This is a genomic window from Rhodoferax sp. (assembly GCF_023700745.1).
Lineage (GTDB): Bacteria > Pseudomonadota > Gammaproteobacteria > Burkholderiales > Burkholderiaceae_C > Rhodoferax.
On sequence record NZ_JAMPYG010000012.1, the window covers coordinates 1 to 14583 of the forward strand.

15 protein-coding genes and 1 tRNA gene are annotated in these 14583 nt (G+C 58.7%); 9 read left to right on the plus strand and 7 right to left on the minus strand.

Going from position 1 to position 14583, the window contains the following annotated elements; genetic code table 11:
• The first annotated feature begins 44 nt into the window (after positions 1–44).
• The 5 genes from NDJ10_RS10430 to NDJ10_RS10450 all read left to right on the plus strand — a co-directional run bounded on the left by NDJ10_RS10430 (position 45) and on the right by NDJ10_RS10450 (position 3601).
• Positions 45–602, plus strand: a complete 558-nt coding sequence (locus tag NDJ10_RS10430; protein WP_296161884.1) for an HNH endonuclease — start codon at positions 45–47, stop codon at positions 600–602.
• Positions 603–688: 86 nt separating this feature from the next.
• Positions 689–1582: a DNA ligase gene (locus NDJ10_RS10435; protein WP_296161886.1), complete on the plus strand. Its 894-nt coding sequence runs from the start codon at positions 689–691 to the stop codon at positions 1580–1582.
• A 5-nt stretch (positions 1583–1587) separates the two neighbouring features.
• Positions 1588–2151, plus strand: coding sequence for a transcription elongation factor GreB (gene greB, locus NDJ10_RS10440; protein ID WP_296161888.1), 564 nt, complete (start codon positions 1588–1590; stop codon positions 2149–2151).
• A 156-nt stretch (positions 2152–2307) separates the two neighbouring features.
• Positions 2308–2622 carry a BON domain-containing protein gene (locus tag NDJ10_RS10445; protein ID WP_296161890.1) on the plus strand — a complete coding sequence of 105 codons (315 nt, stop codon included), beginning with the start codon at positions 2308–2310 and terminating at the stop codon, positions 2620–2622.
• A gap of 160 nt (positions 2623–2782) precedes the next feature.
• Positions 2783–3601: an HpcH/HpaI aldolase/citrate lyase family protein gene (locus NDJ10_RS10450; protein ID WP_296161892.1), complete on the plus strand. Its 819-nt coding sequence runs from the start codon at positions 2783–2785 to the stop codon at positions 3599–3601.
• A 344-nt stretch (positions 3602–3945) separates the two neighbouring features.
• Here NDJ10_RS10450 and NDJ10_RS10455 read toward each other — a convergent pair.
• Together NDJ10_RS10455 and NDJ10_RS10460 are read right to left on the minus strand one after the other, a co-directional pair.
• A tRNA-Lys gene (locus NDJ10_RS10455) sits at positions 3946–4021 on the minus strand.
• A gap of 198 nt (positions 4022–4219) precedes the next feature.
• Complete coding sequence (locus NDJ10_RS10460) at positions 4220–5437, minus strand: DUF3095 domain-containing protein (RefSeq protein WP_296161895.1); 1218 nt, start codon at positions 5435–5437, stop codon at positions 4220–4222.
• 352 nt (positions 5438–5789) lie between these two features.
• On the opposite strand from NDJ10_RS10460, the gene NDJ10_RS10465 reads away from it, so the two are divergent.
• Both NDJ10_RS10465 and NDJ10_RS10470 read left to right on the plus strand, forming a co-directional pair.
• A complete protein-coding gene (locus NDJ10_RS10465) occupies positions 5790–6236 on the plus strand; it encodes an SRPBCC family protein (protein WP_296161899.1) in 447 nt (148 codons plus the stop codon).
• 135 nt (positions 6237–6371) lie between these two features.
• The gene (locus NDJ10_RS10470; RefSeq protein WP_296161901.1) at positions 6372–7145 is read left to right on the plus strand and encodes an ankyrin repeat domain-containing protein; all 774 of its coding nucleotides are present in this window, start codon (positions 6372–6374) and stop codon (positions 7143–7145) included.
• A 32-nt stretch (positions 7146–7177) separates the two neighbouring features.
• Here NDJ10_RS10470 and NDJ10_RS10475 read toward each other — a convergent pair whose 3' ends face one another.
• Positions 7178–8155, minus strand: a complete 978-nt coding sequence (locus NDJ10_RS10475; protein ID WP_296161903.1) for a GMP reductase — start codon at positions 8153–8155, stop codon at positions 7178–7180.
• A gap of 150 nt (positions 8156–8305) precedes the next feature.
• On the opposite strand from NDJ10_RS10475, the gene NDJ10_RS10480 reads away from it, so the two are divergent.
• Positions 8306–10726, plus strand: coding sequence for a UvrD-helicase domain-containing protein (locus NDJ10_RS10480; RefSeq protein WP_296161905.1), 2421 nt, complete (start codon positions 8306–8308; stop codon positions 10724–10726).
• A 92-nt stretch (positions 10727–10818) separates the two neighbouring features.
• Complete coding sequence (locus tag NDJ10_RS10485; RefSeq protein ID WP_296161908.1) at positions 10819–11664, plus strand: GNAT family N-acyltransferase; 846 nt, start codon at positions 10819–10821, stop codon at positions 11662–11664.
• A gap of 12 nt (positions 11665–11676) precedes the next feature.
• Here NDJ10_RS10485 and NDJ10_RS10490 read toward each other — a convergent pair whose 3' ends face one another.
• The 4 genes from NDJ10_RS10490 to NDJ10_RS10505 are packed head-to-tail and all read right to left on the minus strand — an operon-like array spanning position 11677 to position 14545.
• The gene (locus tag NDJ10_RS10490) at positions 11677–12423 is read right to left on the minus strand and encodes a lysophospholipid acyltransferase family protein (protein WP_296161910.1); all 747 of its coding nucleotides are present in this window, start codon (positions 12421–12423) and stop codon (positions 11677–11679) included.
• Positions 12424–12467: 44 nt separating this feature from the next.
• Positions 12468–13259, minus strand: coding sequence for a BPSS1780 family membrane protein (locus tag NDJ10_RS10495; RefSeq protein ID WP_296161912.1), 792 nt, complete (start codon positions 13257–13259; stop codon positions 12468–12470).
• The gene (locus NDJ10_RS10500) at positions 13256–14251 is read right to left on the minus strand and encodes a homoserine kinase (RefSeq protein ID WP_296161915.1); all 996 of its coding nucleotides are present in this window, start codon (positions 14249–14251) and stop codon (positions 13256–13258) included. The genes NDJ10_RS10495 and NDJ10_RS10500 overlap by 4 nt, the downstream gene beginning before the upstream one ends.
• A gap of 3 nt (positions 14252–14254) precedes the next feature.
• Complete coding sequence (locus NDJ10_RS10505; RefSeq protein ID WP_296161917.1) at positions 14255–14545, minus strand: hypothetical protein; 291 nt, start codon at positions 14543–14545, stop codon at positions 14255–14257.
• Positions 14546–14583 lie beyond the last annotated feature (38 nt).

Consider the following 14583-nt stretch of genomic DNA (forward strand, 5'->3'; position numbering starts at 1 on the left):
CCGTAAAGCTTGGTTCGGATTACGTCCTTTTCAGGAGTCGTGTTTTGAAAGTCTTGAAGCTGTCAGCCCAGGGGTTGCCCCAATCCTGGATTTCGCTCGAACAGGCGGTGATTCATTACGCCGCTGAAGAGGTGCGCTGGGAAATGGGCGGCCAGGTGGCGGTGTTTCACGGCGGCCACAATGCACTCACCGGCCAGCAGTCCATCATCACAGTGTCGAGCATCATCGGCACCAAAGGCGTCCCCGGCATCAACCCGTTTGAACTCAAACCCGGCCTGACCAACAGCAAACTGTTTGCTCGCGACCGCAACCTGTGCGCCTACTGCGGCGACCATTTTGACGAGCATGATTTAACGCGTGAGCACATCATTCCGTTTGCGCAAAAAGGCATCGACAGCTGGATGAACGTGGTCACGGCCTGCCGCCCTTGCAACCACCGCAAAAGCCATCGCACACCCGAGCAGGCGCACATGCCGCTGCTCTATACGCCCTATGTTCCCAGCCTGTGGGAAGACTTCATTTTGCGCAACCGCCGTATCCTGGCGGATCAAATGGAATTCTTGATGGCGCACGTGCCCAAGTCGTCACGTTTGGTGGCCTGATCAGTTTTTTCGGTGAGCTTCGGTGTGTGGTAGGTCAGGCTTCAGTCTGACAAGCCCGGCAAACGTCGGGTAAAGGGAGTAAAACAATGAAAAGCGTGAAATTTTGCTGGCGCATGACGCCTGTGTGTGTGCTGCTGGGCAGCGTGTCTGCCACCAGCGCCTGGGCGGCCACGGTGGCCCAGCCGGTAGCGCTGGAGGCCAACGCATCCGCGCAGCCCGCGCTCATGCATGCGAAGCACTGGGCATCTGGCCTGGACCCCAATCCCTATCTGGTGAGCGAAAAACTCGATGGCGTGCGTGCCTTCTGGGACGGCCAGAGCCTGCGTTTTCGCAGTGGCCTGCCCATTGCGGCGCCGGACTGGTTCATCGCTGGCCTGCCCAAGACGCCGCTGGACGGCGAGTTGTGGCTGGGCCGCGGCCGCTTTGACGAACTTTCCGGCACGGTACGGAAAAAGCTGCCGTTGGAGGCCGAATGGCGCCAGCTGCGCTACATGATTTTTGACCTGCCTGGCGCCACCGGCTCGTTTGCAGAACGCACCCAGCGCATCAACGCGCTGCTGGCAGAGGTGCGCCAGCCCTGGCTGCAGGCCGTGGCCCAAAGCCAGATTCCAAATGCCATCAGCTTGCAGGCCTTGCTGAAACAAACCGTGAAAGCGGGCGGCGAAGGCCTGGTGCTGCACCGCGCCAACGCCCTGTGGTCGCCCGGGCGCAGTGATGCGCTGTTCAAACTCAAACCCATGCCCGATGACGAGGCGCGCGTGCTGGCACATTTGCCGGGCAAGGGGCGCCACGCCGGGCGTATGGGGGCCTTGCTGCTGGCCTTGCCCGATGGCCAGCAGTTTGCCTTGGGCACGGGCTTCAGTGACGCCCAACGTGCGGATCCGCCCCCGGTGGGGGCCATCGTCACCTACCGTTACCGTGACCGCACGCCCAGGGGCTTGCCCCGGTTTGCTTCGTTTGTACGGGTGCAGCCACAATAAGCGGCATGAGCAAAGCGTTTACCAAAGAAACAGACAACGATGACGAAGACGACGAAATTCGTCTTCCGCCCTTGCCTGCAGGTGGCAAAAACTACATCACACCCCAAGGTTTTGCCGTTCTGCGCCACGAGCTCAAAGAACTGATTGAGGTCGAACGCCCCAAGATGGTGGAGGTGGTGCACTGGGCCGCCAGCAACGGCGACCGGTCGGAAAACGGCGACTACCACTATGGCAAGAAGCGTTTGCGTGAAATTGACCGGCGTATCCGCTTTTTGATCAAGCGCCTTGAAATTGCCGAGGTCACCGACCCGTCGCTGCACTTTGGCAACACCCAGGTGTTTTTTGGTGCCACCGTCACCTATGCGGATGCCCAGGGCGAACTGCGCACGGTGAGGATCATGGGCATCGACGAAGCCAACAGCGCCCAGGGCGAGGTCAGCTGGGTCTCGCCCATCGCCCGCACGCTGCTCAAGGCCGAGCAGGGCGATGTGCTCAAGCTGGTCATGCCGGACCGGGTGGACGAGATTGAGGTCATCAAGGTGAGTTACCCAAGTCCCGATGGAGGGTAGGGTGCAGCCGACCACCCGTGAGCGTCGCCGGGTCTGATGGCACAAGCGCCATGAGAATTCTCAGTACGACGCCCGTGCTTCGCGGTATGCTGTGCATGTCGTGCTCTCCTTCGGGCGGGCGGACTATCGCACATCCACTTCTACAGGAGATAAAACATGATCATGCGAATCACTCTTGCCGCCATGGTTTCTGCCGTGGCGTTGCTCACCGTGTCGGGTTGTGCCGTTACCCGGGACCAGCAGACCGTCGGTGCCTACATTGACGACACCACCATCACTACCCAGATCAAGAGCCGCTTCTTCGAAAACAAGGGTGTGGCGGGTACCAGCATCAGCGTTGAAACACTCAACGGCATCGTGTTGCTGTCCGGTTTTGCCAAGAGCACCACCGAAAAGCTAACCGCGGAAAGCATTGCGCGCAAGGTCAACGGCGTGAAATCAGTCAGAAACGAGATCGTCGTCCAGCCTTGAGGGTCTCAGATCCGTTATCAATTGCCGATCTGCCTTCCTCAATGACAGAGCCGTCTGGATTGGGTCATGTGCTGCGGTCAAGGGCCAGCACCTGCTACCGCAGCATATGATGCTGGCTGGCGAACTGAATCTCGTTTCACCAGAACCCCAATCCATCACCATGAAAACACCTGTCAACACCTTCAAAAAAGCATTGCAGAACCAGCAGGTCCAGATTGGCCTGTGGGTGGACCTGGCCGACGGCCTGTGCACCGAACTCGTGGCCGGCATCGGCTATGACTGGCTGCTGCTCGATGGTGAGCACGGCCCCAGCGACCTGCGCACCATGCTGGCGCAATTGCAGGGCGTCTCCAGCGCCATCGGCTCCATCCCCGGCTTGGTCACGCACCCGGTCGCCCGTGTGCCGGTGGGGGAGACCACCATCATCAAGCAGTATCTCGAGCTCGGCGTGCAGACTCTGCTCGTACCCATGGTGGACACGGCCGCGCAGGCCGCGCACATGGTCCGTGCCATGCGTTACCCACCCGATGGCATCCGCGGCATGGGCAGCCCCGTGGCCCGTTCTTCGCGTTGGCAGAGTTACCCCGACTACATCCAGGAAGCCAATGAACAAGTCTGTCTGCTGGTGCAGGTGGAAACAGTCGAAGCGCTGGGGAACCTTGACGCCATCGCCGCCACACCGGGCGTGGACGGCGTGTTCATCGGTCCGGCCGACCTGTCGGCCTCGATGGGCTTTCCCGGCAACCCCGGTCACCCCGAGGTGCAGGCCGCCATCGCGGCTGGCATGGCACGCATTCTCAAAGCCGGCAAGGCTCCCGGCATCATCGCCACCACGGAGGATCAGGCGCGCAAATGGCTGGCTGCCGGCGCCTTGTTTGTGGCCGTCGGCGTGGACACCATGCTGTTGTCCGATGCCGCGCGCAGCTTGCTCGCCAGGTTCAAGTCATCCGTTCCCCAGTCGTTGGCTGGCGGTTACTGAACGCTCCGTCCGATATGTTCAGTAAATAAAGATTTTTTAAACACGGCGTTTAACTACAAACACCGCATTCGCCCAAGCTGGCTGCAGGTTGGAACTTTTTTTGTATTCAGCCCCAGTCACTGGGACCGACCATGAAACAATCGCCCAATGAGATTTTTCAATTCAATCATGGTCGTCATCGGCTGGGCCTTCGTCATATTCGCAGTATTAAGCGTCCTTGGACTGGGCTCAATGCACATGCACTTTGGTCCGCTGGACTTCAAGCTCCCCTTTCGCTTTCGCTGAAAGAGCTTAAACTGAAAAAGCCCGCTACCATTTTGATAGTGGGCTTTTCTTGTGCATTTTGGTGGGAACTGAGAGATTCGAACTCTCGACCTACGGATTAAGAGTCCGCTGCTCTACCAACTGAGCTAAGTTCCCGTCTTCACGTATCGTCGCTCGCCGTGAAGAGGCTAAATTCTAGCAGCACTTGCTGGCGTTCTCGGAAGGTGGCAGGCCTTGGTGGCGCTGGCGTTTGGCGTGTCAGTGGTTCGGCATTGGGGTTGGGCAGGGCGGGGTGGCGGCATCGGTCAGGACGATGAATCAATAGTCCGCGGGTGGCATTTGCACCGCCAATGTCTACTTTGGAGGTCTTGCGCCTCTTAGATTGACAATCTGCTGCTTGAGTTGCCGTGCAGCCATAGCGTAGCCGCCATTGCTCCCGTCCACAAAATGCATGTGATTCCCTGTGTAGGAGTGGACAAGGCAAGTCACCAAGGCTTCACCAGATTGGTGCATTCCGTAGGCGAGTTGCTTTTCGCGAAACATTCTTTCCAGATATGACTGCAGTTCCATAAACTGCTGGTCATTTCCATCAATGACCATGCGCAACATCCCATCGAATTTCCTGAAATCTGTGTTTTCGACCAATTCATCTCGGTAACGACTCCAGCGGACAGCCTTGGTATCCAGATTGCCCCGCAAGAGGTAGATACCTGCAAGATTCTTCAGCATCATCATCAGGAAATAACGAGTCTTTTCCCAGGCATTGCGGCTGTAGGACCGCACACGCAATTCATGGTTCAGAGAATCTGGATTCATCGTCAGCTGCATCTTGCTAGCACGAAGCGGATGGTGGCGTTGAACATCACCATAAATCGAATAGACCTTTTTCAGTACGTCCTGGTATGTCTGCAAATTCCTGTCAGCTTCGCCGGACATTGCCGTTACCAGAAGCGATAACTTGTGGCCATTGAAATTTTCCACACTGTGCCAGCGACACTCAAACCCTTCAAAATTGGCTTGCGCCGAGGCGCTGACAGATTCCGACAGCCAGACACAACCCGTCGATCCTGGGGTCTTCGTGCGTCGCTCCGCCTCATCCCACCCTCTACCCGAAAGACAAGTCTGGGTGACATGTTTTGACAGTGCAACCTTGGCCAGATTCACCCGAAATCCACTTGAAACCAGATCGAAAACACGGACCAGGCCTATCCGCAAATCAAGCCCAAAATCTTCTTTGGAAAGCCTTTGGGCGCCGCGTAGGGCACTGTGGGCTTGTTCAATGATGGCTCCCGGAATGGCCATTGTTGCCCCATCACCGCCGAAGACGTATGGGATCTGAATGCTGCGGTCAATATTCACCACGGCAGCGATACATGCCACACCAACTGTATTGACCTTCTTGTAATCCCCGCGCTCGATCGCAAGAGTAGACCCTGCGATGTCGGCAACGACAACCCACCAATCTAGCGGAAGCGATGAGTGCAGTTGAGTCTGAATTGCCTCTTGAAACGATTCGAGGGCCGTCAGCTCCCGGTAAAAGTGGCAACTGTCGTTCATTGTGCTGTCAGTCAATTCAGGGGCGGAAAATGGGCAACGGGCCAATTATCGTGGCGAGCCGGCCCTGATCAATGGCAAACAGGTCATGGGTGTTGGATGCCGGTTGCGTCAACTCGACCAAATGCTTCGCGCCAACGGTCTGATGACTGAACCCAAGGTGGTGGACGACATCAAGCCGTTTGAGGAAATCCGGGCTGATCTGAAGAGCGCCCTCGAAGGTGCCACGGGGTAGGGCTTACTTAGAAGATCAGCAAATTGTGTCTGGAACGGCAAGCTCGCAACGGAAAGTGTCGTCAAGGAAAGTGATTCGCGTTTACCATCCGCAGGTCAAATACGCCTATTCTGTGTAACTTCAGGAGAATTGACCATGCCGACAGGAACAGTCCGTCTTCATCGCGTACTCCGCGCCAAACCGGAGAAGATTTATCGGGCCTTCTTAAACGCAGAGGCCATGTCGAAATGGATTGCGCCTTATGGGTTTACCTGCAAGGTTCACCACATGGATGCCCGCGTTGGCGGCACTTTCAGGATGTCGTTTGAAAATTTTTCCACCGGCAATGAACACGCTTTCGGTGGCGAGTATCTTGAACTGGTGCCGGGCGAACGCCTTCGGTACACAGACAAGTTTGACGATCCCAATCTGCCCGGCGAGATGCGGGTCACGGTGTCAATCAAACCGGTCTCGTGTGGTTCAGAGCTGGCGATCGTGCAAGAGGGCATACCAGAGGTCATTCCGCTGGAAATGTGTTATCTGGGCTGGCAGGAGTCGCTCGCGCAACTGGCAAATCTTGTTGAGCCGGAGATTCCGGGGTAAGGGAGTGATACCCGCCGTCGAAGTGTCAGCTGTCGGGAGAAGCGAATAACAGTCCACAATGACGCTTCAAATGGCGCACCGCAAAAGCTTACGCGAGCGCGAAGATAGTGTGATTTAACAATGAGATGCGTAGCGATGAAACACCCTCTGCTTGAAGGCCTCGGAGACGACTATCCGGTCTACCTTGAACAGCACCATGACCACGTACTCAGAAGGATCGATGAAATATGGGATACGCCAGAAATCGATGACTACCTGAGAGATCTTTTGATCGACAAACGAGGGGGGCGCAAGGGGTTTTCCCCTGAGGCGACAAAAGAAATTGATGCCTTGCGCGACTTCAGAATGCTGGAGACGTTCCTGGCGGCAGAGAGGAAAGAAACCGCTATCCTTGAATTGGATAAACGTGGTATTTTTCGCAATAGAGATAATTTTTTGAGGGCACTCGAAAGCGGAGATATCGAACTCATTGATTTGTTTGTCCGAGCCAACTTCAATATCCACCTGACCGATGACAACGGCACACCGCCGCTGCTTCTGGCGTTGAAGAAGGGCTACACCATCATTGCGCGGATTCTTCTGATTGCGGGCGCAGACGTCAACGAAAAGGACAAGCTGGGCCTCACGCCGCTGATGCTGGCGTGCGGCAAGCCGACCTTTGGGTACCGGGACATTGCCGAAACGCTGATCAAAAAAGGGGCGCACATCAATGTGCGTGATGCCTTGGGCTACACACCGCTGTTGCTCGCGCTTTCGGGCGGCACCATCGACATTGCCGAACTGCTCATCAACAAAGGTGCCGATGTGTCCGCGCGCACCAGGAAAGGCGCCACGCCCTTGTCGCTGGCGCAACAGGCGCAATGCACTGAAATTGTTGACCTGTTGCTTAGCAAGGATGCAAAAAGCTGAAAAGACACTGAAGCCTTGCTTCAGTGCATGGCCTACATCAGCAGATGCTCGCCCGCGTTGTCGCCGCCCAGGGTGACGTAATTGACCTTGCGGATGTCCATCAGTTTTTTGCCGCCTGAGTAGCTAATGGAGCTTTGCACGTCCTGCTCCATCTCGATCAGCGTGTCGGCCAGCTTGCCCTTGATGGGCTCCAGGATGCGCTTGCCTTCCACGTGTTTGTATTCGCCCTTGTTGAAGTCGCTGGCCGAGCCGTAGTATTCCTTGTACAGCTTGCCGTCCACCTCTACCGTCTGGCCGGGGCTTTCCTCGTGGCCGGCAAACAGCGAGCCGATCATGACCATGGTGGCACCAAAGCGGATGCTCTTGGCAATGTCGCCATGGTCGCGGATGCCGCCATCGGCAATGATGGGTTTGGTGGCCACGCGGGCACACCATTTGACCGCGCTCAGTTGCCAGCCGCCGGTGCCAAAACCGGTCTTGAGTTTGGTGATGCAGACCTTGCCCGGGCCGATGCCGACCTTGGTGGCGTCGGCGCCCCAGTTTTCCAGGTCGATCACCGCCTCGGGCGTGGCCACATTGCCGGCAATGATAAAAGTGCCCGGAATTTTTTCGCGCAGGTAGCCGATCATGTTTTTCACGCTGTCGGCATGGCCATGGGCGATGTCAATCGTGATGTACTCCGGCGTCAGGCCGAGCGCCACGAGTTGGTCAACGGTGTCATAGTCAGGCTGCTTGACCCCCAGTGAGATGGATGCGTACAGGCCGCGTGCCTTCATGGCCTTGACAAACTGCACGTTGTCCAGGTCGAAGCGGTGCATCACGTAAAAGTAGTTGTTTTGCGCCAGCCAGATGCAGATGGACTCATCCACCACCGTCTTCATGTTGGCAGGCACCACCGGGACGCGAAAGCGGCGCGGCCCCAGTTCCACGCTGGCATCGCACTCCGAGCGGCTCTCCACCCGGCATTTGCGGGGCAGCAGCAAGATGTTGTCGTAGTCAAAAATTTCCATGGTTCCAAGCTCCAAAAGTTCAATTTCAAGAAAATCAATTCAAAAACACAGAGCGCTTGGATTGGACCCGGCCATAAAAAAACCGGGTGCCAATTGCTTGGGCCCGGTGCTTGATTCTATCGAAGTCGGGCGGCTTTCTACAATGCCCTTATGTTTTCAACCCCGACCCTTCCCAGCGCGCCAGATGCGGGCCTGCTGAACAACCTGAACCCCGAGCAGCTGGCGGCTGTCACGCTGCCGGCCGAGCATGCCCTTATTCTGGCCGGGGCGGGCTCCGGCAAAACCCGCGTGCTCACCACCCGCATTGCCTGGCTGCTGCAAACCGGCCAGGTGTCGCCCGGCGGCATCCTGGCGGTCACCTTCACCAACAAGGCGGCCAAGGAGATGATGACGCGCCTTTCCAGCATGTTGCCGCTGAACGTGCGCGGCATGTGGATTGGCACTTTTCACGGCCTGTGCAACCGGTTTTTGCGCGCCCACTACAAACTGGCCAACCTGCCGCAGAGCTTTCAGATCCTGGACACGCAAGACCAGTTGTCCTCCATCAAACGCCTGTACAAGCAGTTTGGCCTGGACGACGAGCGTTTTCCGCCTAAGCAGATGCAGTGGTTCATTGGTGGCTGCAAGGAAGACGGCCTGCGCCCCAACATGGTCGAGGCGCGGGACGACGAAACGCGCAAAAAGATCGAGATTTACCAGCTCTACGAGGACCAGTGCCAGCGCGAAGGTGTGGTCGATTTTGGCGAGCTGATGCTGCGCAGTTACGAACTGCTGCGCGACAACGACCCCATTCGCGAGCATTACCAGCGCCGCTTCAGGCACATCCTGATCGACGAGTTTCAGGACACCAACAAGCTGCAATACGCCTGGATCAAGATGCTGGCCGGTACCGGTGCCCACAGCACGGTCGAAGGCGCTTTTCAGCCCACGGGTTGTGTCCTGGCCGTGGGTGACGACGACCAGAGCATTTACGCCTTTCGCGGGGCACGCGTGGGCAACATGGCCGACTTCGTGCGTGAGTTTGGCGTGCGGCACCAGATCAAGCTCGAAGAAAACTACCGTAGTGGCAGCAACATTCTGGACGCTGCCAATGCGCTGATCAGCCACAACAGCAAGCGCCTGGGAAAAAACCTGCGTACGGCGCAAGGCCCGGGTGAGCCCGTGCGGGTGTTCGAGGCCCCCAGCGACTTTGCCGAGGCCAGGTGGATGGTCGATGAGATGAAGCAGTTGGTGCGTGAGGGCCACGAGCGCAAGGAAATTGCCGTGCTGTACCGCAGCAACGCGCAAAGCCGGGTCATCGAGACCGCGCTGTTCAATGCCGGCATGCCGTACAAGGTCTATGGCGGCTTGCGCTTTTTTGAGCGCGCCGAGATCAAGAACGCGCTGGCCTACCTGCGCCTGCTGGAGAACCCGCGCGACGACACCAGTTTTCTGCGTGCCGTCAACTTTCCGCCGCGCGGCATCGGCATGCGCAGCTTGGAGCAGTTGCAGGATGTGGCACGTGCCAGCGGTTGCTCGCTCAGCGACGCGGTCAGCGGCCTGAGCGGCAAGGCGGGCACCAACATTGGCGCCTTTCTTGCGGGCATTGACGTGCTGCGCGAGCAGACCCAGGGCCTGAGCCTGCGCGAAACCATCGAGCTCACGCTTGACCACAGCGGCCTGATTGACCACTACAAGGCTGACCGCGAGGGCGCCGACCGGGTGGAGAATCTGGAAGAGCTGGTGAACGCCGCCGAGAGCTTTGTCTCGATCGAGGGTTTTGGCCGCGACGCCGTGGCGCTGCCGGTGGATGAACTGGGCCAGCCGCTGACCCAGTCACCCGCGTCCCAGGGTTTGGACTTGAACCAGCCGCTGCTGGACATCCCCGCGCCCGACGCAGAAACCGGCGAAACCCTGTCGCCGCTGGCGGCCTTTTTGACGCACGCCGCGCTGGAAGCCGGTGACAACCAGGCACAGGCCGGCCAGGATGCCATCCAGCTCATGACGGTGCACGCCAGCAAGGGCCTGGAGTTTGATTGCGTGTTCATTACCGGCATCGAAGAAGGCCTGTTTCCGCACGAAAACGCCATGAACGACCGCGATGGTCTGGAGGAAGAGCGCCGCCTGATGTACGTGGCCATCACCCGTGCCCGCAAGCGCCTGGTCCTGAGCCATTCGCAGACCCGCATGCTGCACGGTCAGACACGCTACAACCTGCGCAGCCGCTTTTTTGAAGAGTTGCCCGAAGAAGCGCTGAAATGGATCACGCCCAAGCACCCCGGTTTTGGCAATTCCGAGAGTTTTTCCGAGGCCCTGTATTCAGGCCATGCCAACGCCTACGGCAAGCGTCCGGCAGGGCAGTTTGGCACCGATTACGCGCGCTTTGCAGCGCCCGCGCCCGTGGCGCAGCCCAAGGTCGAGGCCCAGAACAGCTTGCGCACCGGGCAAAAGGTGTTTCACGCCAAGTTTGGCGAAGGCACGGTCTTGTTGCTGGAAGGCAAGGGCGACGATGCGCGCGCGCAAATCAATTTTCCGCGCCATGGCGTCAAGTGGCTGGCGCTGTCGGTGGCCAAGCTCACGCCCGTGCCCTGAGCTTGGCCGGGTGTCACCGGATTGACATCAATTTGCCATGAAGGTGTCATCCTGCCTTGCCATCATCATGTTGTTCAACAAAGGAGTACAACATGAGAGATCTCCCCACCCCAACGTTTGCCTTGTCTCCGGTCTCGATGCCCAGGGGGTCACTTCATCGATCTGATGCAGGCGAACTGGCTGCGTCGCTTGCGGCTCCCAAAGCCGAGCGCGCTCCCTTGCAAGTGTCCTGGGCCCGCCATGCTGACGAAGTCCGTCAGGCCCAACGCCTGAGGTACCAGGTTTTTGCCGACGAGATGGGCGCCCGCCTGAACACGCCGGTGCCGGGGCACGACATTGACCTGTTTGACAATTATTGCGAGCACCTGTTGGTGCGCGACGCCGCCAGCCAGGACGTGGTGGGTACCTACCGTGTGCTGACCCCCGCCCAAGCTAGGCGCGTCGGCAGCACCTACAGCGACACCGAATTTGATCTGGTGCGACTGCGCGGTTTGCGCGAGCGCATGGTGGAATTGGGTCGAAGTTGTGTCCACCCGGAGCATCGCCATGGCGGTGTCATCATGGCGCTGTGGGGCGCTCTGGCGGAATTCATGGTGCGCAACCAGCTTGACACCATGATTGGCTGTGCCAGCATTCCCATGTTGCACAACGGCATGGTCAGTGGCGACGTGGCTGCCAGCATCTGGCAGCAACTCAAAAGCACCCATCTGGCGCCGATCGAACTCCATGTGCGGCCACGCCTGCCGCTGCCCGTAGAACAGCTGGACAGCAGTCTGGCGGTTGAGCCACCGGCACTGATCAAGGGCTATTTGCGCCTGGGCGCCAAAGTACTGGGTGCGCCCGCTTGGGACCCGGACTTCAATACGGCAGATCTGCCCATGTTGATGCGCATCGGCGACCTGCCGGCACGTTACCGCAAACACTTCCTGGGCGCTTGATCTTCAGCTGGGTCAGGCCTTCAACATGCCTGCAACTTCGGCGTGTGCATCGGCTGCCCAGTCCTGCCGGTTGCGACCACCGGCGTGTTGCGCTGATCCGAAACTCAACACCACGCGTTGCTGTGGTGCCGTGAGTGTGCGCCACAGTGAGCCCAAAAAAGTGTCATCGTCAATGTAGCAGGCTGCCTGGCTGTGCCGGCCGCTGGCTGTTTCCTCGAACCGCACTGCCACGGTCTGCACCGGGGCGTTGGCCGAGATCGCGGCCTGAAACAGATTGGCATGAAACGGCAACACCTGCAGGCCGTTGCTGGTGGTGCCCTCGGGAAAGATGGCCAGAACCATGCCGCTGTCAGCGTGCAGCTTTTCGGCCATCTGATGCACCACGCGCAGGGCATCTCGCCTGGAACTCCGGGTGATGAACAGGGTGCCTGCCGCCCGGGTGAGGGTGCCCACCACGGGCCACTGGCCAATCTCTGACTTGGACACAAAGCGACACGGGCATGAAGCCAGCAACACCACAATGTCCAGCCAGGACACGTGGTTGGCGACCAGCAGCAGTGGGCCATTGCCGGGCGGATTGCCATTCACTTTCAAGTCGATGCCGAGCAACGCCAGCGAAGACCGGGCCCAAGCCTGGATGCGTTTTGCTTTTTGATGGTCCTGCCATCTGGGGAAATGGCGGTTGACGACCCAGAGTCCGTGGATCAGATGCAGCCCTACGCGCGCCAGCTTGAAAAAAGCAGAGAAATGTCTCGTCATAAAAAATCATGCCCGCTTGCGCCTGGCATAACATCAGTATCCAGTCATGTGGCTGCTTGTTCCTGACCGGGTGGCTCCAGCTCGAAACTGTCCCGGTAGGTAAAGTAAAGCGAGGTGAAAAACATCGCCGCCAGCAGCATCAGTGCAGGAAACAGGATCATGCTGGACAGGCCAGGGTTGTCCAAGACGTTGCCCAGGGTGCCGATGGCCAGCACGGCGACCAGGATGGTTCCCATCCAGGACAGGCCAAACACCGTAAAGGCCCAGAAGTTGCGAAAACATGCCACGATACTGAAAAACATGCTTTTCAGCGGTGGCAAGTCATGCCAGAACACCAGCGCCGGGGCATGCCAGAACATCAGGGACAGCGGCAAGTGCAGGCCAATAAAAACCCACATGGCCGTTTGAAAATCGGGTGACTGCAGCAGTTCGGTGGTCGGTGCGCTGCCGCCCAGGTACAGCCGGGCAAAACCGCCTCCGTCCACCAGGTACGAGACGCCCATGGCCAGCATGAAACCCGCGGCGTACAGGCCTCCCAGCGTCAGCATGGCGCGCACTTTGGCGGGCCCGGCGCGCAAAGCGGTGAACAAAATGAGCGGCATCGGAAATTTGCCTTGGGTTGCTTCTTGCGTGGCTGCCATCAGGCCGAGCGTGGCAGCAGGAAGCAGCGTCATGGCCAGTGGCAAACCCACGATCGGCAACATGGTGGCCACCGACATGACCGCCATGAAGATGAAGAACAGCCCGGCCAGTGCCAACGGTTGTTTGAAGAAAGTTTGCATGCCCTGCTTGACCCAGTAGGCGCCGGTGCGGGCAGGAACGAGTTTGAGTTTCATGCGAACGCCTCAAGGCTTGGGTAGTCCCGCACTTGGCGGGCACGGTGCCGCAGGATACGTTCAAAATGGCTGGGGTCGTGGGCTTGCAGCATGCTGGCTTGGCGCGGCTGATAAAAATCCCACAGGCGCGACAGCCAGAAGCGCAAGGCGCCGGCGCGCAGCAGCGCAGGCAGCAGCTCTTTTTCTGCCGCTTGCAAGGGCCGCACGGCGTTGTAAGCGGCCAAAAAATGGTGGGCGTTGGCTGCGTGGTGCGTGCCGCTTTCCTGGTGAATGCACCAGTCATTCATGCACACGGCCAGGTCAAACAACCAGGCGTCAACGCCGGCAAAATAAAAATCAAACACGCCGCTGAGCACGGGTTGACCGGCCACTTGGTCAAACATGGCGTTGTTGCAGAATAGGTCGGCGTGGATCGGGCCGCGTGGCAGGGCCGTGTAGTCTGGCAGGGTGGCGAGCTGGTTTTGGTAAGCCAGCTCCTGGGTGATCAGGGCGGTCTGGCTGTCGTTCAGGTAGGGCAACACCTCGGGCACGGTGGTGTTCCACCAGCTCAGGCCGCGCAGGTTGGGCTGGCTCAGTGCAAAGTCGCGTCCAGCCAGGTGCATGTTGGCCAGCATGGCACCTATCTGGGTGCAGTGCACCGGGCCGGGGTTGAGCTCGCTGGCGCCATGCAGTTTATCGACCACGGCAGCGGGTTTGCCTTTGACATTCAGGACCAGTTCGCCTTGGACGTTGGCATGTGGTTCAGGCACCACGATGCCACGCTGTGCCAGGTGCTTCATCAACTGCAAATAGAACGGCAATTGTTCAAACGACAGGCGTTCGAACAGGGTCAGCACGTAGTCATGGTGCTCGCCGTCTTTTTGTGTGCTGACGAAATAATTGGTGTTTTCAATGCCGCCAGCGGCGCCTTGCATGCTGGTGAGTTCACCCAGGCCAAGTTGTTGCAATAGTGCACTGGCCTCTGAAAAAGAGACTTCTGTATAGACCGCCATGGCTCAGAAGTCCAGGACTTTCCAGGTGCGCTCGCCCGTTTTGGGGGCAACCTGGTAGGCTGGCATGCCGCCTTTGGGCTGCACCGTGATGCTTTGAGCAGTGCCGCCGACGCGGATCTCGTCAATGCTTGCACCGGCATCCTCGACATGGAGGTGCTCAACGCGGGCTTGTACTTTGCCAGAGGCATCACGCTGCACCGTGGCACTGGCGGCAGCGGCTGGGGGAGGGGTGGTTTGGCTCCATGCCAGGCCAGAGGCCAGCAGGAGGGAAAGAACGGTGTAGGTAAGGCGCATGTTTTGATTGTAGATAAAGCTGCCGTGGCGTCTGGTAC

Bases quoted from the DNA above. Each gene is read 5' to 3' on its own strand.
- NDJ10_RS10435 (WP_296161886.1), top strand. From the start codon at position 689: ATGAAAAGCGTGAAATTTTGCTGGCGCATGACGCCTGTGTGTGTGCTG.
- greB (WP_296161888.1), top strand. From the start codon at position 1,588: ATGAGCAAAGCGTTTACCAAAGAAACAGACAACGATGACGAAGACGAC.
- NDJ10_RS10445 (WP_296161890.1), top strand. From the start codon at position 2,308: ATGATCATGCGAATCACTCTTGCCGCCATGGTTTCTGCCGTGGCGTTG.
- NDJ10_RS10450 (WP_296161892.1), top strand. From the start codon at position 2,783: ATGAAAACACCTGTCAACACCTTCAAAAAAGCATTGCAGAACCAGCAG.
- NDJ10_RS10465 (WP_296161899.1), top strand. From the start codon at position 5,790: ATGCCGACAGGAACAGTCCGTCTTCATCGCGTACTCCGCGCCAAACCG.
- NDJ10_RS10470 (WP_296161901.1), top strand. From the start codon at position 6,372: ATGAAACACCCTCTGCTTGAAGGCCTCGGAGACGACTATCCGGTCTAC.
- NDJ10_RS10475 (WP_296161903.1), bottom strand. From the start codon at position 8,155: ATGGAAATTTTTGACTACGACAACATCTTGCTGCTGCCCCGCAAATGC.
- NDJ10_RS10480 (WP_296161905.1), top strand. From the start codon at position 8,306: ATGTTTTCAACCCCGACCCTTCCCAGCGCGCCAGATGCGGGCCTGCTG.
- NDJ10_RS10485 (WP_296161908.1), top strand. From the start codon at position 10,819: ATGAGAGATCTCCCCACCCCAACGTTTGCCTTGTCTCCGGTCTCGATG.
- NDJ10_RS10490 (WP_296161910.1), bottom strand. From the start codon at position 12,423: ATGACGAGACATTTCTCTGCTTTTTTCAAGCTGGCGCGCGTAGGGCTG.
- NDJ10_RS10495 (WP_296161912.1), bottom strand. From the start codon at position 13,259: ATGAAACTCAAACTCGTTCCTGCCCGCACCGGCGCCTACTGGGTCAAG.
- NDJ10_RS10500 (WP_296161915.1), bottom strand. From the start codon at position 14,251: ATGGCGGTCTATACAGAAGTCTCTTTTTCAGAGGCCAGTGCACTATTG.
- NDJ10_RS10505 (WP_296161917.1), bottom strand. From the start codon at position 14,545: ATGCGCCTTACCTACACCGTTCTTTCCCTCCTGCTGGCCTCTGGCCTG.